The sequence below is a fragment of the Amycolatopsis endophytica genome (assembly GCF_013410405.1).
GTDB classification, from domain to species: Bacteria; Actinomycetota; Actinomycetes; order Mycobacteriales; family Pseudonocardiaceae; genus Amycolatopsis_E; species Amycolatopsis_E endophytica.
The window spans coordinates 2772980-2794919 of record NZ_JACCFK010000001.1 but is presented as its reverse complement, the minus strand read 5'-3'; the positions used below and the strand labels follow the sequence as shown (position 1 = coordinate 2794919).

Annotated in this window: 17 protein-coding genes and 1 tRNA gene; 7 read left to right on the top strand and 11 right to left on the bottom strand. The window is 70.8% G+C overall.

The annotated features are described in order from the left end of the window. Positions 1-29: 29 nt before the first annotated feature. Together HNR02_RS13945 and HNR02_RS13940 are read right to left on the bottom strand one after the other, a co-directional pair. A complete protein-coding gene (locus tag HNR02_RS13945; protein ID WP_312861002.1) occupies positions 30-962 on the bottom strand; it encodes a nucleoside triphosphate pyrophosphohydrolase in 933 nt (310 codons plus the stop codon). Continuing rightward, positions 959-1939 (bottom strand): hypothetical protein, encoded by a 981-nt coding sequence (locus tag HNR02_RS13940; RefSeq protein WP_312861001.1) that lies wholly within the window; start codon positions 1937-1939, stop codon positions 959-961. The genes HNR02_RS13945 and HNR02_RS13940 overlap by 4 nt, the downstream gene beginning before the upstream one ends. Between HNR02_RS13940 and HNR02_RS13935 the strand changes: the two genes are divergently transcribed. Beyond that, entirely contained in the window at positions 1938-2507 is a 570-nt protein-coding gene (locus HNR02_RS13935; protein ID WP_179773605.1) for a hypothetical protein, read from the top strand. The genes HNR02_RS13940 and HNR02_RS13935 overlap by 2 nt on opposite strands. Positions 2508-2534: 27 nt before the next feature. Here HNR02_RS13935 and HNR02_RS13930 read toward each other — a convergent pair whose 3' ends face one another. The 3 genes from HNR02_RS13930 to HNR02_RS13920 form a co-directional block, all read right to left on the bottom strand. Then, positions 2535-2819 (bottom strand): GNAT family N-acetyltransferase, encoded by a 285-nt coding sequence (locus HNR02_RS13930; protein ID WP_179773604.1) that lies wholly within the window; start codon positions 2817-2819, stop codon positions 2535-2537. Between the two features lie 8 nt (positions 2820-2827). After that, complete coding sequence (gene mfd, locus HNR02_RS13925) at positions 2828-6382, bottom strand: transcription-repair coupling factor (protein ID WP_179775905.1); 3555 nt, start codon at positions 6380-6382, stop codon at positions 2828-2830. Between the two features lie 226 nt (positions 6383-6608). Beyond that, positions 6609-6776, bottom strand: a complete 168-nt coding sequence (locus HNR02_RS13920) for a hypothetical protein (protein WP_179773603.1) — start codon at positions 6774-6776, stop codon at positions 6609-6611. 186 nt (positions 6777-6962) lie between these two features. Here HNR02_RS13920 and HNR02_RS13915 point away from each other — a divergent pair, with 186 nt between their 5' ends. Beyond that, positions 6963-8156, top strand: a complete 1194-nt coding sequence (locus HNR02_RS13915; RefSeq protein ID WP_179773602.1) for a PQQ-dependent sugar dehydrogenase — start codon at positions 6963-6965, stop codon at positions 8154-8156. Here HNR02_RS13915 and HNR02_RS13910 read toward each other — a convergent pair. After that, on the bottom strand, positions 8140-9519 hold the full coding sequence (locus HNR02_RS13910) for an amino acid permease (RefSeq protein WP_179773601.1): 1380 nt from the start codon (positions 9517-9519) through the stop codon (positions 8140-8142). The two genes, HNR02_RS13915 and HNR02_RS13910, sit on opposite strands and share 17 nt — an antisense overlap. Positions 9520-9571: 52 nt before the next feature. Then, positions 9572-10204, bottom strand: a complete 633-nt coding sequence (locus tag HNR02_RS35045; RefSeq protein ID WP_312861000.1) for an SDR family NAD(P)-dependent oxidoreductase — start codon at positions 10202-10204, stop codon at positions 9572-9574. A gap of 45 nt (positions 10205-10249) precedes the next feature. Here HNR02_RS35045 and HNR02_RS35040 point away from each other — a divergent pair, with 45 nt between their 5' ends. After that, entirely contained in the window at positions 10250-10738 is a 489-nt protein-coding gene (locus tag HNR02_RS35040; RefSeq protein ID WP_376772927.1) for a MarR family winged helix-turn-helix transcriptional regulator, read from the top strand. Between the two features lie 35 nt (positions 10739-10773). Here the strand turns inward: HNR02_RS35040 and HNR02_RS36475 are convergent, their stop codons facing one another. The 3 genes from HNR02_RS36475 to HNR02_RS13890 all read right to left on the bottom strand — a co-directional run bounded on the left by HNR02_RS36475 (position 10774) and on the right by HNR02_RS13890 (position 15357). Then, positions 10774-13647 (bottom strand): AfsR/SARP family transcriptional regulator, encoded by a 2874-nt coding sequence (locus HNR02_RS36475; RefSeq protein ID WP_218902847.1) that lies wholly within the window; start codon positions 13645-13647, stop codon positions 10774-10776. A 63-nt stretch (positions 13648-13710) separates the two neighbouring features. Next, a complete protein-coding gene (locus HNR02_RS13895; protein WP_179773599.1) occupies positions 13711-14304 on the bottom strand; it encodes a TetR/AcrR family transcriptional regulator in 594 nt (197 codons plus the stop codon). A gap of 126 nt (positions 14305-14430) precedes the next feature. Then, complete coding sequence (locus HNR02_RS13890) at positions 14431-15357, bottom strand: acyl-CoA desaturase (RefSeq protein WP_376772926.1); 927 nt, start codon at positions 15355-15357, stop codon at positions 14431-14433. 185 nt (positions 15358-15542) lie between these two features. On the opposite strand from HNR02_RS13890, the gene HNR02_RS13885 reads away from it, so the two are divergent. The 4 genes from HNR02_RS13885 (at position 15543) to HNR02_RS13870 (ending at position 19890) form a co-directional block, all read left to right on the top strand. After that, a tRNA-Gln gene (locus HNR02_RS13885) sits at positions 15543-15614 on the top strand. Positions 15615-15696: 82 nt separating this feature from the next. Then, on the top strand, positions 15697-17394 hold the full coding sequence (locus tag HNR02_RS13880; protein WP_179775903.1) for a GGDEF domain-containing protein: 1698 nt from the start codon (positions 15697-15699) through the stop codon (positions 17392-17394). A 44-nt stretch (positions 17395-17438) separates the two neighbouring features. After that, the gene (gene glmU / locus HNR02_RS13875; RefSeq protein WP_179773597.1) at positions 17439-18920 is read left to right on the top strand and encodes a bifunctional UDP-N-acetylglucosamine diphosphorylase/glucosamine-1-phosphate N-acetyltransferase GlmU; all 1482 of its coding nucleotides are present in this window, start codon (positions 17439-17441) and stop codon (positions 18918-18920) included. After that, positions 18910-19890, top strand: coding sequence for a ribose-phosphate diphosphokinase (locus HNR02_RS13870; protein ID WP_179773596.1), 981 nt, complete (start codon positions 18910-18912; stop codon positions 19888-19890). Before glmU ends, HNR02_RS13870 begins: the two co-directional genes overlap by 11 nt. A gap of 360 nt (positions 19891-20250) precedes the next feature. On the opposite strand, the gene HNR02_RS13865 is transcribed toward HNR02_RS13870, so the two are convergent. Beyond that, on the bottom strand, positions 20251-21075 hold the full coding sequence (locus tag HNR02_RS13865; protein WP_312860998.1) for a hypothetical protein: 825 nt from the start codon (positions 21073-21075) through the stop codon (positions 20251-20253). Positions 21076-21940 lie beyond the last annotated feature (865 nt).

Here is a 21940-nt window from a genome sequence, read left to right as displayed (position 1 = left end):
TACGGGTGGTGTCCGCATGCGACGAGAGGTCAGCGCGGCCAGTGCGCGCGCCACGCTTGCGCGTCCAGTGCCGCCGGATCGAGGCCCGCCTCCCTGGCCGACCTCTCGGCCGCCCGGACGTCGGCCGCGAAGCGCTTGGCCACCGCGCGCAGTTCACCTTCGGGGTCGATGCCCTCGCGGCGTGCCGCGGCAGCCGTCCGGAACAGGTGCGTGGCGGTCGAGTCGTCGGCGGGGAACAGGTCTTCCGGCACGCCCACCCGGCCGGTGCGCTGCCCGAGCTTGCCCGCCAGCGCCACCGCGGGCTGCCCCAGCGCCACACCGTCCACACTGGACTCACGGCGTTTCTCGGCCTGCTTCAGCTGTTCCCAGCGCACCTGCTGGTGCGCCGCGTTGTGCACGTGCTCGGCGTCGCCGAACACGTGCGGGTGCCGTCCGACCAGTTTGGCCACCAGCGCGGACGCCACCGCGTCGATGTCGAACGGTTCCCCGGCGCCCTCCGCCGCGACCCGCGCGTGGAAGAGCACCTGGAGCAGCACGTCGCCCAGCTCCTCGCGCATCGCGGCGCGGTCGCCCTCCTCGATGGCGTCCAGCAGCTCGTAGGTCTCCTCCACCAGGTACTGCCGCAGCGAGTCGTGCGTCTGCTCGGCGTCCCAGGGGCAGCCGCCGGGCGAGCGCAACCGGTCCATCACCTGCGCCGCCTCGACGAGACCGGCACCGGCGGGCTGCGCGATCACCCGCGAACCCGCCCGCACCAGCGCTTCCACGACGGGGTCCGCGGCGTCCGCGGCGATCAGGACGATCTCGGACTCCGCGGTCAGGTCCTCGGGTGCGGGCTTGGCGCCCAGCAGATCGGCCAGCCCGGAGTCGATACCGGACGCGTAGACCGCGCGAGCACCGCGCAAGTAGGGCACGGCGGACGGCGGGATCCCGGCGTCCGGGTACGGCAGGAGCACGACCGTCACGACTGCGCGACACCCCTCACCGGCACGACGACACCGGCGGTCTCGGCGCTGCTCGGAGCGAGGTTCATACCGACAGGATCCCATACGCCGTAGCGCGGGTTGATGCGAACGCCCGCCTCGGCGACGTACGGCTGGAGCAGTCGCTGACCGATCGCGGCGAGCTGACCGACGGACGGCTCCGCGGCCTGATCGGCGGCCGACGGCGTGTTCAGATCACGCTCCCGCACGATCGCGACGATCCACACCTCCTGCTCCTGGCTCGGCTGGAACGCCACTACCGTGTCCGGCCGCACCCCGAACAGGACCATCGTGGCCAGGTCCGGCGCCTGCACCGCGGGCACGCGCTCGCCGACGCTCGTCTGCTCCCCCGCGGCCGCGTCGGCACGGATGACCTCGGCGGCGGCCGTCGGGCTCGCGGCCATCTGCTCGGCCTTGGCGATGGCCTTGTCACGGCGGTCCACGGGCTGGGCGCCGCCGTCGTCGGACACCACCGAGGTGTAGTCGAAGGTGACGGCCGTGGTGTCCAGGTACTTCTGCCCGAGCGCCTGCAGCAGGAGCTGATCGGTGACCACCTCGCGGTGGTCGCGCACCCGGTAGGCGATCTGCTGCGCCAGCACGGACGGATCGGTGCTGGTGGTCGAGACCGGGCTGGCCAGTGGGTCGTCGGCCAGGGTCTGCTCCAGCAGAGTCCGGTCCGCGACGAGGCCCTCGCGCCCGGCGGCGCGCGTGATCGCCTCGTGGACCACGGTCTGCCGCACGATTTCGCGGCCGAGCAGGTCCAGCTTGTGCTGCTGGGACAGCTGCCGCGCGGCGGGCTGCTCCTGGACCGCCTTGTCCAGCAGGTCCTGGACCTGGTCGATCGTCACCTGGTGGTCGCCGAAGATGACGGCCGAACCGGCCTGGCCCGGTCCGGAACCACAGCCCGCGAGCAGCAGACAGGCGGCGAGCGCGGCGAGCAGCGACCGGGGACGACCCATGATCCGCATCACAGGCCACACCCTCTCACACCTGCACGCCGGGCGGGGTTCTCCACATCGGAAACAGGATCGTTCAACAATCCTCTTGTGGGATCGGTCACGGACACGCTACGTTCCCGGCATCCATTTTCCGAACCGGGAGGAATCGAACGTGAAACGGCGCAAAGCCGCACTGGCGGCGACCACACTGGCGATCGCCGCGACAGTGGCGCTCACCGGCATCGGCACCGCCTCAGCGGCCCCCACTCCACCTGGAGACAGCTGGGACCACGTGTGGACGGCGAAGGACGGAACCGCGAAACTCTACGTCGAGGAGCATGGTGACCTGATTTCCATCTGCGACACCAAGGCCAACGGCGACTCCGCCCACGTGCACGTCTACGTCGGAGTGAATGGGCCGCTGCGGTACACGGCACGCGCTACCGGCGGTAAGGGAAACTGCTCCGTGCACAGCGCCTCTCAAGGGGGCAAGTACAACCTCCCGGAGACGAACCAGAAAATCTACCTCTGGTTCGGCGGCGACAACAGCTCCGGGGACACGATGGCCTCGTTTTTCAACGACCACTGACCCCGTGCCCGCCCGGTGGCCGGAACGTCACTGTCCTTCCGGCCACCGCACGTGCGCGTCGTGCTCGGGGTGCTTGCGCAGGTACGCCGCGATGAACGGGCACAGCGGCACGATCGTCCTGCCGCGCTCGACCGCGTCCTCGATCGCACCCCTGGCCAGCTTCGAGCCGAGGCCCTGGCCGGAGAAGGCGCCGTCGATCTCGGTGTGCGTGAAGATCACGTTGTCGCCGCGCTCCCGGTACTCGGCGAACCCGCCCACCTTGTCCTCGACGAAGATCTCGTATCGGCTCTTCTCTTCGTTCCGCGTGACCACGGGGTCTCCTAACCGACGGGGGCGGGTTTCTTGGTCAAGTTCGTCAGCAGCTTGGTGCACCACTCCAGCAACGCGTCGTCACGCAGGGCGGGTGCGCCCATCCGGCCGCCCGCGGGGCCCTCGGTCGGCTTCGGCAGCGACACCGTGCGCATCGCCGCCTTGTAGGTGGCCTTCGGGTGCAGCCGCTTGAGCCGGACCATCTGCGAGTCCATCAGTTCCAGCGGCGCGAAGCGGATGTTGCTGCCCTGAGCGGACACCTCGGTGACGCCCGCGGCCCGGCACACGTGCCGGAACCGGGCGACCGCCAGCAGCCGCCGCACCGGCGCGGGCGGCTGGCCGTAGCGGTCGACCAGCTCCTCCTCGACCGCGCGCAGCTCGCCGTCGTCGACCGCCGCGGCGATCTTGCGGTAAGCCTCCAGGCGCAGCCGCTCGCCGGGGACGTAGTCGTGCGGGATGTGCGCGTCGATCGGCAGGTCGACCCGCACCTCGCGCAGCTCCTCCTCCTCGGCGGGCGCGTCACCGGCGCTGCGGCGGAACACGTCGACCGCCTCGCCGACCAGCCGGACGTAGAGGTCGAACCCGACGCCCGCGATGTGCCCGGACTGCTCCGCGCCCAGGATGTTGCCCGCGCCGCGGATCTCCAGGTCCTTCATCGCGACCGCCATGCCCGCGCCCAGCTCGGTGTTCTGCGCGATGGTCGCCAGCCGGTCGTGCGCGGTCTCGGTGAGCGGGTTCTCCGGCGGGTACAGGAAGTAGGCGTACCCGCGCTCGCGTCCGCGGCCGACGCGGCCACGCAGCTGGTGCAGCTGCGCCAGCCCGAGCAGGTCACCGCGCTCGACGATCAGGGTGTTGGCGTTGGAGATGTCCAGGCCCGTTTCGACGATGGTGGTGCAGACCAGCACGTCGTACTCGCGTTCCCAGAAGCCCTGGATGATCTTTTCGAGTTTCTCCTCGTTCATCTGCCCGTGCGCGGTCACCACGCGCGCCTCGGGCACCAGCTCACGCAGGCGCTTCGCGGCCTTCTCGATCGAGGAGACCCGGTTGTGCACGTAGAACACCTGGCCGTCGCGCAGCAGCTCGCGCCGGATCGCGGCGCCGACCTGCTTGTCGTCGTAGGCGCCGACGTAGGTGAGGATCGGGTGGCGGTCCTCCGGCGGGGTCAGGATCGTGGACATCTCGCGGATGCCCGCCAGCGACATCTCCAGCGTCCGCGGGATCGGCGTGGCCGACATGGTGAGCACGTCGACGTGCGTGCGCAGCGCCTTGATGTGCTCCTTGTGCTCGACGCCGAACCGCTGCTCCTCGTCGACGATGACCAGGCCGAGGTCCTTGTAGCGGATGCCGGTCTGCAGCAGGCGGTGCGTGCCGATCACGATGTCGATCTCACCGTCGGCGAGTCCGGCCAGCGTCGCCTCGGACTCGGTCTTGTCGGTGAACCGGGACAGTCCCTTGATCTTCACCGGGAACGACGCCATCCGCTGGCTGAACGTGTTGAGGTGCTGCTGCGCCAGCAGGGTGGTGGGCACCAGCACCGCGACCTGCTTGCCGTCCTGGACCGCCTTGAACGCGGCACGCACGGCGATCTCGGTCTTGCCGTACCCGACGTCACCGCAGATGACGCGGTCCATCGGCACGCCGCGCTCCATGTCGGACTTGACCTCGTCGATCGCGGCCAGCTGGTCGCCCGTCTCGGTGAACGGGAACGCGTCCTCCAGCTCCCGCTGCCACGGCGTGTCCGGGCCGAACGGGTGACCCGGCGAGGCCTGACGGGCGGCGTAGAGCTGCACCAGCTCCGCCGCGATCTCCTTGACCGCCTTGCGCGCCTTGGCCTTGGTGTTCTTCCAGTCCGAGCCGCCGAGCTTGTTGAGCGTGGGCAGCTCGCCGCCGACGTAGCGGGACACCTCGTCGAGCTGGTCGCTGGGCACGAACAGCCGGTCGCCGGGGTGGCCGCGCTTGGACGAGGCGTACTCCAGCACCAGGTACTCGCGGGTGGCGCCGCCGACGGTGCGCTGCACCATCTCCACGAACCGGCCGATGCCGTGCTGGTCGTGCACCACGTAGTCGCCCGGTTTGAGCGCCAGCGGGTCGACCGCGTTGCGGCGGCGCGAGGGCATCTTCGCGCCCAGATCGCGCGTGGTCGATCCGGCGGTGGCGCCGCGGCCGGTCAGATCGGCCTCGGTGAGCACGACCAGGCGCAGCTCCGGCGCGACGAAGCCTTCGGCGAGCCCGCCGCAGGCGACGGTCACGATGCCCTGCGCGGGCCGGCCGGACAGACCATCCGCGGCGTGGGTCGCGGAGATCCCGGCCGCCGACAGCTGCTCGACCGCGCGGGCCGCGGTGCCGTGGCCTGCCACGACCAGCACGGCCGTGCCCTCCGCGGCGAGGTGGCCGCGCAGGTCCGCGACCGCTCGCTCCAGGTCACCCCGGTAGGCGGGCGACGCCTCGACACCGACCTGGACGACGTCCGCGTCCTCGCTGGTCAGCTGCGACAGGGTCCACCACGCGCGGCCGGTCTCGCCCGCGTGCTTGGCGACCTCCTCCAGGTTCCGGTAGGCGGAGGCGCCCAGGTCGATCGGCGCCTGCCCTCCGCCGGCCGCGGACATCCAGGACGCTTCGAGGAACTCCTGGCCGGTGCGCACCAGGTCGGCGGCGCGGGCGCGGATCTTCTCCGGATCGGCCAGCAGCACGTGGGTGCCCTCGGGCATGGCGTCGGTGAGCAGCTCCAGCTCGCCCTGGCACAGCACCGGGATCAGGGCCTCCATGCCCTCGACCGGGATGCCGCCCGCCAGCTTGGCGAGCATCTCGGCCAGCTGCGCGTCGGCCTCGTACTGCTCGGCCAGCTCACCGGCGCGGGCCTTCACGTCGGCGGTGAGCAGCAGCTCGCGGCACGGCGGGGCATACACGTGGGACAGTTCGCCGGGCAGCGACCGCTGGTCCGACACCGCGAACGCGCGGACCTCGCTGACCTCGTCACCCCAGAACTCGACGCGGTACGGGTGGTCCGCGGTCGGCGGGAAGAGGTCCAGGATGCCGCCGCGCACGGCGAACTCGCCGCGCTTCTCGACCATGTCGACGCGCGTGTAGGCCAGCTCGACGAGCCGTTCGAGCAGCGGCTCGAACTCCTCCTCCTCGCCGACGGTCAGCTCGACCGGGGCGAGGCCGCCCAGGCCCGGCGCCATCGGCTGGATCAGGCTGCGAATCGTGGCGACCACCACGCGCGGCGCGTTGTCGGTGTGCAGGCGGTGCAGCACGTCCAACCGACGGCCGACGGTGTCCGCGCGGGGCGAAAGGCGTTCGTGCGGCAGCGTCTCCCAGGACGGGAAATCGGCCACCGCCTCCTCGCCGATCAGGCTCGCCAGCGCGGCGGTCAGCTCCTCGGCCTCGCGGCCGGTGGCGGTGACGGCCAGGACCGGACGGCCCGCCCCGGCGTCGGAGGCGAGGGCTGCGACCACCAGCTGACGGGTGGCCGTGGCGCCTTCGAGTTCCAGCAGGGGCGCGCCGGCCCGCTCGACCACTGCACGCAGGGCGGGGTCGGGCAGGACGGCGGAGAGCAGGCCGGACAACTGCGGATCGGACACGGAAACGATCTCCCTGGAGCACGCGGGCACACCCCTGCCCAGGCTCAGGAGGGTTCAGGGGCTCTCGTCCTCCAGAGTACGTCGCAGGGGCGACAAAATTTCGGCGAGTCCCGCGAGCTGGTGGTCGATGACGCGCGGATCGAGGGCGAGGACGGCGTCCGGGCGGTCCCGGTGGTCTGCGCGACGGCGGTGAGCCCGGCCGGGGAATGGCTCAGGCGGGGCCGCCCGGCCCGATCTCGAACGCCTGGCGCACCGGCAGGTCCGGCTGCTCCGTTTCCACGACCTCGACGAAGTCGTCCGGCAGCACGCGTGGTGGCAGCTCGCCGAATCGCGCGAAGCGGAGGAAGGCCAGCTCCTCGTCAGTGAACCGTTCGGTCACGGCACCTCCTCCAGGATCATTCCCTGCCGGGAATGGCGGGCAGCGCGCTTCCGGTAGTAAGCATGCGCGGTGACGACGGCATACGGAAGTGCCCTCCGGGACGGGCGCGGGCGGCGACGCCTGTCGCGACGGTGCTCGTCGCCTGATTCGCCCCGGAGCACACGGCGCGAAGGGCACAATGACGACATGCGCCGCATCGGGGTCGTTCTGCTCGCCGTCCTAGCCGTCACGGCCTGCACGCCTTCGCCCGCCCAGGACCTGCCCACCACGCCTGCCACCGTGCCCGCCCCGGCGACCGTCGCCGGCCAGAGCCCCGGGTTGCGGGTGGACGTCGTGACCGGGGGGCTGCAACACGGCTGGGACGTCGGGTTCCTGCCCGACGGCTCGATGCTGGTCACCCAGCGGCCGGGGCGGCTCGCGCTGGTGGAGGGCACCGCGGTCAGCGAGGTCGCCGCCGACTTCTCCGACGTGTGGGCACGCGGCGAGGGCGGTCTGATGGGGATGGTCGTCCACCCCGACTTCGCCACCAGCCGCCGGTTCACCACCTGCCAGACGCATCAGGAGGACGGCCGCGCGGTCGACATCCGGCTGGTCACCTGGACGCTGTCGGCGGACAAGCGCAGCGCCACGAAGGTCCGCGACCTGCTGACCGGCTTGCCCGTCAACCAGAGCGGGCGGCACTCGGGGTGCCGCCCGGAGATCGCCGCCGACGGGGCACTGCTGGTCGGCACCGGCGACACGGCGCAGCCCGACGTGTCGCAGGACAGGCACAGCCTCGGCGGCAAGGTGCTGCGCATCGATCCGAACACCGGCGCGCCGCTGCCGGACAATCCGTTCATCTCCTCGCCGGACCCGAACGAGCAGCGGATCTACACCTACGGCCACCGCAACATCCAGGGCGTCGCCGTGCGGCCGGGCACCGGGCAGGTCTTCACCGGCGAGCACGGGCCGACGTTCGACGACGAGATCAACCTGATCCGGGCCGGTGGCAACTACGGCTGGGATCCGTCACAGGGCGGCACCGTCGACTCCTACGACGAGAGCGTGCCGATGACGGACCTGCAACGGTTCCCGGACGCCGTCCGGCCACTGTGGACCTCCGGCGAGATCACGGAGGCCATCTGCGGCGCGGCTTTCGTGTCCGGCCCGCAGTGGGGCCCGCTGGAGGGCACGCTGGCCGTCGTGGCGCTCAAGGGGCAGAAGATGCTGATGTTCACCGTGGACGGTGCAGGTGCCGTGACGGAGGTCTACCTGCCGCCGGAGTTCGACGACGCCTACGGACGGCTGCGCGCCGTCCGCAGCGGCCCGGACGGCGCCCTGTACGTGACGACGTCCGACGGCAGCGACGACAAGCTGCTGCGCATCACGCCGGCTGCTTAGCCTTCGCGGACCGGTTGCTGAGCAGGTAGCCCACCGCGATGACCACCGCGACGATCGGGGTCACGTAAAGGGCCACCCGGGTGTCCTCACTGAACCCGAGCAGCACCACGACCAGCGCGAGGAACGCGAGCGCCAGGTAACCGGTCCAGGGGGCGCCCGGCATGCGGAACTCCGACGCGGGCAGCTCGCCGCGGTCGCTGCGGCGGCGGTAGATCAGCTGGCACACCACGATGATCCCCCAAATCCACAGCACACCGACGGTCGCGACGCTGGTGATGTAGGCGAAGGCCTTCTCCGGCACGAACGCGTTGAGCAGGATCCCGAGCGCCATCACGAGCGCGGACACGGTGATGCTCGCGGCGGGCACCTGGCGGCCGGACAGCCGCGTGAACCGTTTCGGCGCGGCGCGGTGGACCGCGAGGGTCCGCAGCATCCGGCCGGTCGAGTAGATGCCCGAGTTGCACGACGACAGCGCCGCGGTCAGCACGACGAACTGGATGATCCCGGCGGCGCCGTGAATGCCCACCGCGTCGAAGGCCCGCACGAACGGGCTCTCACCGCCGTGGAACTCCGTCCACGGCACCAGCGACAGCAGCACGACCAGCGCCCCGACGTAGAACACGCCGATCCGCACCATGACGCTGTTGATCGCCTTCGGCAGCACCACCCGCGGGTTCTCCGCCTCGCCCGCGGTCAGGCCGATCAGCTCGACGCCGAGGTAGGCGAACATCACGCTCTGCAAGGCCAGCAGCGCGCTGCCCGCGCCGTGCGGCAGGAATCCGCCGTCGCTGACCAGGTGCGCGAACGACGCGTGCTCACCGGCGGGACCGAGACCGAAGATGATGACCGCGAGGCCGAGCACGATCGCCCCGACGATGGTCACCACCTTGATCATCGAAAACCAGAACTCGAACTCGCCGAACACCTTGACCGAGATCAGGTTCGCCAGGAACAGCAGCCCGAGCACGACCGCGGCGGTGACCCACTGCGGGATGTCCGGGAACCAGTACTGCACGTAGATCCCCGCCGCGGTGATCTCCGCCATCGCGGTGACCACCCACATCAGCCAGTACACCCATCCGGTGGCGAAACCGGCGAAGCGGCCGACGAACTCCTCGGCGTAGTCGACGAAACTACGCGAAACGGGCCGGTACATCAGCAGCTCGCCGAGCGCGCGCATGATCAGGAAGATGACCGCGCCCGCGACGGCGTAGGAGACGATCAGGGCGGGACCGGACGTCTCGATCGCCGCGCCCGCGCCCAGGAACAGCCCGGTGCCGATCGCCCCGCCGATCGCCATCATGCTGATCTGGCGGTTCTTCAGGCCGCGCGCGTAGCCCTCGTCGGTTCCCTGGTCGCTCATGCCCCTCCGCCTTCGATGCCGGTCGTCATTGGTCCGGACCTTAGCCGGAACCTCAGCGGCCGAGGTAGGCACCACCGTTGACGTGCACGATTTGTCCGGTGATGTGGCCCGCCTCCGGGGACGCCAGGAACGCCACGGTGGCGGCGACGTCGTCGAGGTTCCCGGCGCGGCCGGTCTGGGTGTTCGCGATCAGCGTGCCGCGGCGCTGGTCGGTGAGGGTGCCGCGGAAGAACCCGGTGCCCTCGACCAGTCCGGGGGCGACGACGTTCGCGGTGATACCGCGGGGGCCGAGGTCGCGGCAGATCGTCGCGGTCCACACCTCCAGCGCGGCCTTGGCGCCACCGTAGGAACCCGAGCCCTGCCGGGCGGCGATGGAACCGATCGTGACTGTCCGGGCGTGATCGGCCAGGCGCGGCGTGAGCGCGGTGGTGGTCAGGACCGCGGTGAGGACGTTCGCCTCGAAATTCGCGAGCCATTCCGCCCGGACGGATTCCAGGTCGTCGCCTTTGCGGTCGAACGCCGGATTGCCGCCGGCGTTGTTGACGAGGACGTCGACGTGCTCCGGAAGGCCGGTCAGCGCTTTCGTCACCTGCGCCGGATCGGATGCGTCGAAGGCGACGTGCCGGGCGCCGAGCAGGGCCGCGGCCTCGGCCAGCACGTCCTCGCGCCGCCCGGTGATGGTCACCGCGTCACCGGCCCCGGCGAACCCCGACGCGACGGGGTCGACGCGATCCAGCAGGCCTGGCTGCGCGAGCGGCCGGGCACGCCGGTCGGATCGATCGGGGTGATCACGCGGATCTGGTGGATCGGGAAACTGCTGGACGAGGAGCGCCGGGCCACGCACCAGCGCACGGGCATGGACGCGGCGACGCTCGACCTGCTGTCCACGCTGCGCCGCGAGGGCGAGCCGTACCGTCTGCCGCCCGGCGAACTGGCGCGGCGGTCACTGGTCTCCGCGGGCGCGATCTCACAACGGGTGGCGCGCGCCGAACGGGAGGGTCACGTGCGGCGCCTGCGGTCCACGGAGGACGGGCGCGGCGTGCTGGTGGAACTGACCGCCCAGGGCCACGCGGCGATCGAGCACACGGTGGACGACCTGCTCACGCACGAGGAAGGGTTGCTGCGCGCGCTGACGCCCGAGGAGCGCACCACGCCGGCCGGGTTGTTGCGCCGACTGCTCGCCGACCTGACGGAGATCCGGCAGCGCGCGCGGGGGTGACCGGTTCGCTCGTCCAAGCCGGCCGGAACGGCAGGTCAGCAGGCCCGCACACCCGCCAGCGCCCACGCCCGCTCGGTGTGGTGCCCGCTGGCCTCGGTCCTGGCCAGCACCACCCGGAACTGCTCCCGCGCCCCGGCCACATCGCCCGCCGCGAACAGCCCCGCCGCCAGCCGGTTGCGGATCGCCAGCTCCAGCTGCGGCCGGGTGTGCTCGGAGAGCAGGCCGAACGCGCGACGCTGCAACCCGACCGCCGTTTCCACATTGCCGAGCCCGGATTCGGCGGCACCCCACAACGACAGGCAGTCCGCGTTGAGGTCGATGTCGCCGGACTCCTCGGCCGCACGGGCCGCGCGCCGCAACAACGGGACAGCGTCCCCGTGCTCGCCGAGTCCGAGCAGGAACTTGCCGAGGCTGCCCAGCGCCATCGCGATGGGCCGCGGCCGGTTGATGTTCTCCGCGAACACCACCCCCTGTTCCAGGAAGCTCCGCGCCTCCTCGATCCTGCCCATGCGGGCGTGGACCATGCCGGTGTTGGCGATCGACATGCCGACGATGTACGGGTCGTCGAGCGAGCGCCCCAGCGTGTTCGCCTCCCGCAGCACGGCGAGCGCCCGCTCGGCCTCGCCGGTCACCGAATCCAGCGTCCCCATCATCGCCAGCGCACGGGCTTCTTCGTGCCGGTCACCCACCTCGCGGCTGATCCGCAACGCCTCTTCGCACCACGGCCGCCCGCTCTCGTAACGCCCCTGCATCCCTTCCGCGACACCGAAACCCCGCCGCAGGGCCGCGCGCATCCGCCGGTCCGTGCTCGCTTCGGCCAGCGGCAGCGCGAGTCCGATGCCGGTGCGGCACTCCTCGTAACGGCCCTGCCGGATCAGGTACTCGACCAGTCCCTCGGCGATCCAGCACACGTAGTCCGCTTCACCGGCACGCGCCGCGTAGCCGACAACCTCGGTCAGATCACCGCCAACCGCGTCGAGCCAGGCCGTCGCCTCGGTCCAGTCCGCGAACGGCGCGTCCGCCATCGACGGACCGGTCGCGGGATCGTGGACGCCCCAGTCACTCGCGAGCCGGGCGGCCACCGCGTAGAGGCGCAGCACCCGGCCGCGCGCCGCGGCGATCACGTCGTGCGGCTCGCCGGACGCGAGCCGCCGCGCGTACACCCCGAGCAGGTCGTGCAGGCGGTAACGTCCGCCCGCCGGTTGCAGGAGCAGGCTCGCGTCGACGAGGTTTTCCAGCGACCGCTCGGCTTCCGCGGCGGAGCAGCCCAGGATCGCCGCCACCGCCAGCGGTTCGAACTCGGGAGTGGGCACGAGGCCGAGCATCCGGAACGTGCGCTGTTCCCCCTCCGGCAGCTGCCGGTAGGACAACCGCAGCGCCGCCTCGACGCCGTGGTCCTCCGCCGTGAGCTCGCCGAGCCTGCGCTCGTCGTCGGCCAGCCGCGCGACCAGGTACCCGAACGTCCACGTCGGACGGTTCTGCAGGCGGGCAGCCGCGATGCGCAGGGCGAGCGGCAGTCCGCCGCACAGCCTGGCCAGTTCGCGCGCCGCGACCGGCTCGTCGTCGACGCGGTCCGCGCCCACGACCCTGCGCAGCAATCCGTGCGCGGCCTCGGGTTCCAGGGCGTCGAGGGAGACCCGGCGATCCGCGGACAGGCCGGTCAGCCGCTGACGGCTCGTCACCAGCACCCTGCTGCCCGGCCCCGACGGCAGCAACGGGCGCACCTGCGCGGCACTTTTCGCGTTGTCCAGCAACAACAACAGGCGCAGCGATGCCGTCGCCGACCGCCAGGACGCCGCCAGCTCGTCGACGTCGGCGGTGTGCGCGCCGTCGACACCGATCGCCCGCAACAGCCGGGGCAACGCCTGGTCCGGCCGTAACGGTTCGTGGCCCTCGGTGTGGCCGTACAGGTCGATGAACAGGCATCCGTCCGGATGGCCGGAGCGCAACCGGTGCGCCGCGCGCACGGCGAGCGCGCTCTTGCCCGCGCCCGGCACCCCGTCCACCGCCACCACGGTGACGACAGCGGGATCGCCTGCTTCGGCGAGACGGGCCAGTTCCGCTTCGCGTCCCGCGAGCTCGCCGCCATCCGCGGGAAGTTCGTTGCGCGGCTTGCGTTCCCAGCGCACGGGCACGCCGAGTGCTTCGTCCTCACCACGCAGCACCGCCTGATGGACCCGGCGCGGCTCGCGGCCCGGTTCGACCCCGAGGTCGTCGACGAGCCGACGGCGCAACGTCGTGTACACGGCCAGTGCGTCGGCCCGCCTGCCCGCGCCGTGCAACGCCCGCATCAGCAACGCCGCCAGCGCCTCGTGATGAGGGTGGATTCCGGTCAGCGCAGCCAGCTCGTCGACCACTTCGCGGTGACGGCCCAGCCGCAACTGCCACGCGGCCCTGTCGAGCTGGAGCGCGATCCGGCGTTCGGCGAGCCGCAACCGGTGCCCCTCGGCGAACGGCCCTGGCAACCCCGTCAACGGCTCACCCCGGAACGTGTCGAGCGCGGCGGAGGCAGCGCGGACGGCGGCGATCAGGTCACCGGACCGCTCGGCGGCCGCGGCCTCGGCGGCGAGACGTTCCATCGACGCCGCATCCACCTCGGCCGTCGTGTCGGCGAAGCGGTATCCGCTGCTGCCGCGGGCGATCACGGCGTCCGCGGGTGCGTCTTCCGTGGCGCGCAGGCATTTGCGCAACCGGAACACGTAGGTGGGGATGACGCGGCGGCCGGTGCCCGGCGGTTCCAGGCCCCACACGTCGTCGAGGAGTTCGTCCGCGCTGACCGTCCTGCCCGGACGCAGGACGAGGGCGGCGAGCAACGCCCGTTGCCGCGTCGGGCCGAGGTCGAGCTGACGGGTGCCGCGCCACGCGCGAAGAGGGCCGAGCACGGAAAGCCGGAGCCGGTCATCCGCCACTGGTCGCCGCCCCCGTCTTGACGCCACGTCCACGAACCGTCGCTGAGGGTAGCAGGAAACCGGTCAGTTCAGGCGAAGCTTCGGCTTGTGCTCCAGGCCGGAAAGCCCGTTCCAGGCGAGGTTGACCAGGTGCGCCGCCACCTCGTCGCGCTTGGGGCGGCGCGCGTCCAGCCACCACTGGCCGGTCAGCGCGACCATCCCGACGAGCGCCTGCGCGTACAGCGGCGCCAGCTTGTCGCTGTAGCCGCGTGCGTCGAACTGCTGCGCGAGGATGTGCTCGACCTGCATCGCGATGTCGTTGAGCAACGTGGAGAACGTGCCGGAGGCGCTGGCGACCGGCGAGTCACGCACCAGGATCCGGAATCCGTCGTGCGATTCCTCGACGTAGGCCAGCAAAGCCCCGGCGGCCTGTTCCAGCATCGCCCTCGGATGCCCACCGTGCAAAGTGGACACCATACGGTCGAGCAGCGACTGGGTCTCGCGGTCGACGACGACGGCGTAGATGCCTTCCTTGCCGCCGAAGTGCTCGTACACGACGGGCTTGGAGACGTTGGCCCGGTGGGCGATCTCCTCGATGGACGTCCCGTCGAAACCCTTCTCCGCGAAGAGCTTGCGGGCGACGTCGAGCAGTTGCTGCCTGCGTTCCGCACCCGTCATCCGGACGCGGGGAACCGGAGCCGGAGGCCGTGCTCCGGTGGCTTCTCGCTTTGCTCGACGTCGTCCCGCCACTTCGAGAGCCTAACTGCAACGCGAAGCGTTTCCGTTGAGGGTGGCGGGCCGGCCCTATTCGGATGCCAGTCGCTCGAGCCGCTGCGGCGTCGGCCAGCGCACGTTGCTGACCCAGCCCAGCTTCTCGAACGCCCAGATCACGCGGGCGGAGATGTCGATCTGACCGCGCTTGACACCGTGCCGCGCCGAGGTCGGGTCGGCGTGGTGCAGGTTGTGCCAGGACTCACCGAAGGACAGGATCGCCAGCGGCCAGAAGTTCGCCGACTTGTCGCGCGCGGCGAAGGGCCGCTCACCGATCATGTGGCAGACCGAGTTGACCGCCCAGGTCACGTGGTGCAGCACGCAGACCCGCACGAGCCCGGCCCAGAAGAAGGCGGTGACCGCGCCCCAGAACGACCACGTGATGAGACCACCGAGCAGGGCGGGCACGGTCAGCGTGAGCAGGGTCCACAGCCAGAACAGTTCGTCGACCTTCTTGATCGCCGGGTCCTTGAGCAGATCCGGGGCGAAGCGCTCGGCGTTGCTCTTGTCGCGCTCGAACAGCCAGCCCATGTGCGCGTGCCAGAAGCCCTTGGCGATGGCCAGCGGGGTGGTGCCGAACGCCCACGGCGAGTGCGGGTCTCCGTCACGGTCCGAGAAGGCGTGGTGGCGCCGGTGGTCGGCCACCCAGGTGATCACCGGACCCTGCACCGCGAGACTGCCCGCGATCGCCAGCGCTACGCGCAGCCACCGCTTGGCCTTGAACGAGCCGTGCGTGAAGTAGCGGTGGTACGAAACCGTGATGCCGAGACCGCTGATGACGTAGAAGCCGATGAACAGGCCCACGTCGACCCAGCTCAGTCCCCACCCCCAGGCGAACGGAACGGCGACGACGAGTGCGGCCAGCGGCAGGATCACGCCCAGGTACACGGAGAACTGGACGCCGGCCCCGCGCTGTCCGTCGATGACCGGTTTCGGCCCCTTGGCCTTCGGTGGTTCCATCACCGGGGTGGATGTCATGCGCAACACTTCTTCCTACCTGGGCGAACCCTGGGAAAGGGCAACCTTACCTACGTTTCCGTAAGTTACGGTACAGGAGGTTTTACCCCCTGGGGAGACACTGAAACCTCGGACACAACCCCTGCACTGGCACGATTTTTCGACGTCGCTATCCTGACCAGGCACGATCCGCCGTGGTGTAATTGGCAGCACCTCAGATTTTGGTTCTGATAGTTCAGGTTCGAGTCCTGGCGGCGGAGCTGCCGTGCCCTACCCCGACGTACCCGAAGGGGGTGCGCGACGCTGCAAGGCGAGAGCGAACAGAAGAACAGGCGGCCGGCACTGGCCGAGCTCTCCGACGCCTGGCTGGCCGGTCGCGGCCGGGAACTGATCGCTGCCGTGCAGCACACCGAGCACGGCGAGCAACTCGACATCAACCGCACGCTGGACCAGCTGCTCGAAGAGGCCCAGCGCCGCGGTGAGCCGGTGCTGGTCTCCCAGCTCCTGCGGGCCACGTCACTGGGCAGGCTGGTCACCCGCGGCCTGGCCGCCGAGGCGGAGCCACTGCTCGACGAGATGCTGGCCCACACCCGCCGCCACGGCCTCGCGTTGTTCCGGGCCGACGCGCACGCGCTGCGCGGCCGCCGTCTGGTGCTGGCGAAGCAGGAGGACGCGGCGCTGACCGAGATCGCCCGCGCGCTGGCGATCCTGGACGATTCGAACTCCCCGGACATGCACATGTCGCGGCGGGAGTGGGCCAAGGCGCAGTCCAGCGCGCTCGTCGACTGCTGGATCGTGCTGAACCAGCTCGGCGTGTACGAGGCGGCCGAGGAGGTGATCGCCCGGGCCCACCAGGCGATCCGGGAGACCGCCGGTCCGCACGAGATCACGCTGCAGCTGATGAACCGCATCAAGATGCTGCTGGGCTGGGGCCTGCGGCTGGAGCGGGTCGGCAGGCACGAGGAGGCGGCGGCGAAGTTCAGCACCGCCGCGTCGATGGCCGTCGCCGTCGAAGCGCCCTTCGCCGAGTCGTTGTTCCCGCGCAAGATCGGTGTGCCCGCGGTCGACCAGGTCGGCGTGCTGGCGGCCGCGCTCGCGCTGGCCGCGCCGGACGGGGCGAACGTGGACCGGCTGCAGCGGCTGCTGATCGAGCCGGGTTACCCGCACGAGCAGGTCATCGTCACGATCGCGCTGGCCCGCTGCCTGGAACAGGCCGGACAGCGTGACGACGCGCTCAAGGCGCTGCACGCGACCAAGCTCACCCTGGCCGAGGACAACTCGATGCCGTCGATGAACCTGCACCTGATGCGGGAGATCGCCCGGCTGGACAGCGAACCGGACATCGACGCCTCCCGCGCGCTGACGGACTACTCGGCCGCGCTCGAAGTCGAGCTGTGGGCGATGCGCGAATCGCAGCTGGCGACGCTGGACACCCGCCGTGAGCACGAGCGGCTCTCGGCCCAGCACGGCGCGATCAGCCAGCAGGCGCTGCAGGACCCGCTGACCGGCTTGCCCAACCGCCGCGCGCTCGACGAGCACCTGCGCACGCTGTCGGCGTCGACCACGGCGCAGCCGCTCGCGGTCGCGCTGATCGACCTCGACGGCTTCAAGGGCGTCAACGACCAGCACTCGCACGCCGAGGGCGACGACGTGCTGCGCGTGGTCGCCTCGACGCTGCGGGATGCCCTGCGCGGTGATGACATCGTGGCCCGCTACGGCGGTGACGAGTTCGTCACGCTGCTACCCGGTGCGCCGGTGTCGGCCGCGAAGCAGGCGCTCGGCCGCGCGGTCACCGCGGTCGACATGCTGCCCCACCACCTCTCGCACGGCGTGACCCTGTCGGTGGGCCTGGTTTCGCTGCGCCCGCAGGAGCGTGCCGACCAGGTGCTGGCCCGCGCCGACGCCGCGATGTACCAGGCGAAACGGGGTGGCGGCAACCAGGTCGCGACGGCCCAGTCGGGCACCGGCGAGTTCCTGGCCTACGAGGCCGAACCCGCCCCCGAAGCCGACCCGCCGTCGACTGCCGGGGAAGACCCGTAGGATCGGGGCCCGCCACCACCCGTCCCGGATTCGTTGGGAGTGCCGTGACCGGCCCGCTGAGCACTGTCATCCTCGCCGCGGGCGAGGGCACCCGGATGCGTTCGAACACCCCGAAGGTGCTGCACCCGATCGCCGGGAGACCACTGGTCGAGCACGCCGTGCGGGCCGCCGCCGGTCTCTCGCCCGACAACCTCGTCGTGGTCGTGGGGCATGGCAGGGAGGCCGTCGCCGAGCACCTCGCCACGGTCGGGGAAGCGCTCGGCCGCCCGGTCGGGACCGCGGTGCAGGAGAAGCAGAACGGCACCGGTGACGCGGTTTCCTGCGCTTTGTCCGTTCTGCCCGAAGGACTTTCCGGCACGATCCTGGTCAGCTACGGCGACGTCCCGTTGCTGGACACCGAAACCATGGGTGCCCTGCTGACCGAGCACCGGGACAACGGGCACGCGGTCACCGTGCTGGCGGCCGTCGTCGCCGACCCCACGGGGTACGGGCGGATCGTTCGCGACACCGGCGGGAGCGTCGCCGCGATCGTCGAGCAGAAGGACGCGACGCCGGACCAGCTGGCGATCGACGAGATCAACTCCGGGGTCTACGCGTTCGACGCGGCCGTGCTCGCCGACGCGCTGACCCGGCTGTCGACCGACAACGCCCAGGGCGAGCTGTACCTCACCGACGTGCTCAGCATCGCCCGCCAGGACGGCCGCGGTGTCGGCGCCCTCGTGGCGGGCGATCCGTGGATGACCGAGGGCGTCAACGACCGCGTGCAACTGGCCACGCTCGGCGCGGAGCTGAACCGGCGGATCCTCCAGCGCTGGCAGCGTGACGGCGTCACCGTGGTGGACCCGGCGTCGGTGTGGCTCGACGCGGACGTGGAACTGGCGCGTGACGTGGTGATCGAGCCCGGCGTGCAGCTCAAGGGCACCACGAAGGTCGGCGAGGGTGCGGTGGTCGGACCGGACACGACGCTGACCAACGTCACCGTCGGCGCCGGAGCCCAGGTGATCCGCACGCACGGCTCCGACTCCGAGATCGGCGAGGGCGCCAGCGTCGGCCCGTTCGCCTATCTGCGGCCGAACACGAAACTCGGCGCGAGCGGCAAGATCGGCACGTTCGTCGAGACCAAGAACGCCGACATCGGCACCGGCACGAAGGTGCCGCACCTGACCTACGTCGGGGATGCGACGATCGGCGAATACAGCAACATCGGCGCCTCCAGCGTGTTCGTCAACTACGACGGCGTGCGCAAGCACCACACCACGATCGGCTCGCACGTCAAGACCGGATCGGACAACATGTTCGTCGCCCCGGTCACGGTTGGTGACGGTGCGTACTCGGGCGCTGGCACTGTGATCAGGCGAAACGTTCCGCCGGGGGCGCTGGCGGTGTCGACTGGACCACAGCGCAATATTGAGGACTGGGTGCCGCGGCGAAGGCCGGGTACCCCAGCGGCAGAGGCGGCGCAGGCCGCGCTCGCCGCCAAGGAAAACACGGAAGAGACCGAGCGGGAGTCGTCTGATGAGTCCTAAGTCCGGCACGCCGAAGAAGAACCTCATGCTCTTCTCCGGCCGCGCACACCGGGAACTCGCGGAGGAGGTCGCGCAGCACCTCAACGTGACGATCACCCCGCAGACGGCGCACACCTTCGCCAACGGCGAGCTGTTCGTGCGCTTCGAGGAATCGGTCCGGGGCACGGACGCCTTCGTCATCCAGAGCCACACCAACCCCATCAACGAGTGGGTGATGGAGCAGCTGATCATGGTGGACGCGCTCAAGCGCGCCAGCGCCAAGCGCATCACCGTGGTCATTCCGTTCTACCCGTACGCGCGGCAGGACAAGAAGCACAAGGGCCGCGAGCCGATCTCGGCCCGGCTGATCGCCGACCTGTTCAAGACCGCGGGCGCCGACCGGATCATGACGGTCGACCTGCACACCGCCCAGATCCAGGGCTTCTTCGACGGTCCGGTGGACCACCTGTTCGCGCAGACCCTGCTCGCCGACCACGTCCGGAAGACCTACGGCGACGCCGACATCGCCGTCGTCTCACCGGACTCGGGCCGTGTGCGGCTGGCCGAGAAGTGGGCGCAGCAGCTGGGCGACCGGCCGATCGCGTTCATCCACAAGACCCGTGACCCGGACAAGCCGAACCAGGCGGTCGCGAACCGGGTCGTCGGCCAGGTCGAGGGCAAGCTCTGCATCCTGGTCGACGACATGATCGACACCGGCGGCACGATCGTGAAGGCCACCGACGCGCTGCTCGCGGAGGGCGCCGCGGACGTCGTCATCGCGACCACGCACGGCATCCTGTCCGATCCGGCCACGGAGCGGCTGTCCAACTGCAAGGCGCGCGAGGTGATCGTCACCAACTCGCTGCCGATCGCACCGGAGAAGCACTTCGCGAACCTGACGGTCCTGTCGATCGCGCCGCTGCTCGCCGAGGCGATCCAGCAGGTGTTCGAGGACGGTTCGGTCACCAGCCTGTTCGACGGCAACGCCTGATCGCTGTCCGCGAAGCCCTTCCGCCACCGGCGAAACCGGTGACGGAAGGGCTTCGTCGTTCGTAGCGTCGGAGCATGTGCTGCGGGAGCGCCTGGATCCGCTGCCGCCGCTGCTGATCGCGGGAAACAGCGAGGGCGTGCTGCGGCTGGCGGCCGAGCACGCGGACATCGCCGGTTTCGCGGGTCTCAAGCACGCCCGCGGCTTCCCGCCGGGCACGTTCGATCTGGCGATGGCCGACGAACTGGAGGAACGGGTCGGCTTCGTGCGTTCCGCCACCGCCCGGCCGCTGGAGTTGTTCGGGTTCACCTATTTCACGGTGTTCGAACCGTTCCTGGAGGAGGTCGCGCCGGTGTCGCGCTGCTACGGTCCTAGCTCGGCGGCGACGCCCTGTTTCAGCGCGCCGGGGTCGACGACGGCCACCGGTTCGGCGCTGACGGTCGGCGCGGCGTGGAGTTTCGTCGCGCCGTCCGCGCGGGGCAGGGTGAACCTGACCGAGCAGGAGAGGTCGGCGGAGGTGCCCAGGGGCAGCACCGCTTCGTGCGCGCAGGTACGGGCCCCCAGCGCGTCGGAGGTGACGACCGAGTCCAGCTGCACGCGGGCGGCGGCGCTGGGAGCCGTGCCGAGCAGCCGGTTCGCGACGCGGACGGTGTCGGTGCAGGCACCGTTGGACGTGCAGTGGAGATCATGGTCAGTGACGTTCGCGGCGACGGCCGGTCCCGCGATCAGGGGCTGCCCGAGCCCGTCGACCCCGTCGTCGAGGCGTGTCCGCAGTTCGGCGAGATGCACGTCGTCGAGCCCGATCTCGCCCGGTCCGAGTTCCGCCGCCTCCGGTCCGAGCAGCCGTGGCGGAAAGCTCAGCACGCGGTACGGCGCCGTCGTGGTCACCCGCAGCCCGGCGAGATCGAACGCGTCCCCGACCTTGACCGGCGCCGCTGTCGCAGGCAACGCCGCCCGCAGTGCCGTCGCCACGGCTTGAGGCGCCATGTCCCGGCCCGGATCGAACGGCACGCCCCGATCCGCCCTGGCCCACTGCCCCCCGAACTGCGCGGCACGCGGCGCGGACATCCCCTGCCCCCGCCAGTACGCGGACGAAGCGGACACATACAACGCTCCACCGACCCGCAGAGCCTTCACCTGCTCGCCCCGCAGCGGCAGATGCCCCTCCGCAAGCCCCCCACGTGTCACGGCGAAGGTGCTCCCCGGCAGCCGATACTCGACAGCGGCCTCGGCGGCGAGCGCCGCGATCGCCCCATCGACAACGGCACGTGGATCCGGCGCGGCCGCGTGTCGGGGCGCCTCACACCCAGCGAGAAAAGTCAGGAAGACGACGAGCACCGCGAGACCGCGCAGCCGCATCTGCCCCCCGCTCTCACTCCCGGAACCGCCAGTTGGTGATGAGACGCCGATTCACGTTCCAGCGTTCCACCCAGGAAGACGCGTCATCCATTCGGTTTACGTCGCAGGCAGGCCACCCCCGCCCCCAGCGGCCAACACGGCGCCCGCAGCGGCCAACACGCCCGTGTTGGCCGCTCCCGTCGGCGTGTTGGCCCTTCCGGGCAGCGTGTTTGCCGTTCCCGCTCGCGTGTTTGCCCTTCCGGGACAGCCGCCACCCGGCAACGCAACCGGGGCGCCCCTCGAAAACCGCAGCCCGGCAACGCGAGCCGAACCAAGACGTGCCCGGACCTCCCCCGCCCCGATCCCCAGCCCGCTTTGGTCGCTGATCAGCGGGGTCAAGGTGCGCTTTCCCGCCGTGACGCCGCTGCTCAGCGACTGAAACCCTCCAACTGGAGGGGCGGGGGAGGTCGCCCCCAAGCCGACCGACTACCGGCCGCCCAAGCGCCCAGCGGCCACCTCGCCAGCCGAAGCGCGGCTCTAAAAATCAAAAGCCCCCTCGCCGGACAGGCAGGCTCCGGGATGACCAGGGGTTTTCGAGCCCGGCTCACCTCAACGAGGTGGTCGCTGTGCGGTCATCCCGTCGCCTTCCGGTTTGGGCATATCACTTTGGCGTGGGGCCGCAAGGTTGGCATGTCATCTCGCGAGAGAGCCCGGG